Annotated in this window: 1 protein-coding gene and 1 pseudogene; both read left to right on the top strand. The window is 67.7% G+C overall.

Translation table 11 applies throughout. The features are described from left to right. Positions 1 to 539 (top strand): ROK family protein (locus tag EOA36_RS36595; protein ID WP_145969566.1); only part of this gene is annotated, 539 nt, incomplete at its 5' end. After that, positions 536 to 638 (top strand): annotated as a pseudogene (locus tag EOA36_RS38720) (sugar ABC transporter ATP-binding protein); the annotation flags it as partial. The gene EOA36_RS36595 and the pseudogene EOA36_RS38720, both read left to right, overlap by 4 nt.

Here is a 638-nt window from a genome sequence, read left to right as displayed (position 1 = left end):
ATTACTATCTCTATTTCGGCGTTGGGCTCGGCGGCGCCATGATGCATGACGGCAGCGTTCTGCGCGGCGCTTGGGGCAATGCGGGCGAGATCGGCCACATTCCCGTGGTCCCTGATGGCGAGCTTTGCCCCTGCGGCGACCGCGGCTGCCTCGAGCGCTACCTCTCGCTCGAAGCGCGGGGCCGCCGGGCCGGCGGCGACGCCGATTGGGTGGCGCAGGTCGGCCCGATCTTCCGCAATGCCATCGCCATCATCGAGAACCTTTTCGACCCAGAGACGGTCGTGCTCGGCGGCCTGGCGGCGTCGGAGTTGCTCGAACGCCTGGCGGACGCGGCCGAACCGCTGCACAATTCGGTTTCGGCTCGCGCTGATCGCAAGACGCCGCGTGTCATCGTCGCCAGCGGCGGCCAGCATGCCGTGCTGCGCGGCGCGGCGGCACTCGCCGTCTCAGGGGTGTTGTCGCCACGCTTCGGCCAGATGTTCGCCGCCGAACGCGAGCGCGGCCGCGACATCCTTTCGGCCAGGGAGATTGCCGCATGAGCGAACCCCTGCTGGTGCTCGACAACGTGACCAAGAACTATGGCGCGATCGAAGCGCTGAAGGGGATCAGCTTTTCCATCGGCAAGGGCGAGGTGGTGG

This window comes from Mesorhizobium sp. M8A.F.Ca.ET.021.01.1.1 (assembly GCF_003998025.1).
In the GTDB taxonomy this organism is placed as follows: domain Bacteria; phylum Pseudomonadota; class Alphaproteobacteria; order Rhizobiales; family Rhizobiaceae; genus Mesorhizobium.
The sequence above is the reverse complement of the archived record's forward strand: the minus strand, read 5'-3'. Positions and strand labels throughout refer to the sequence as shown.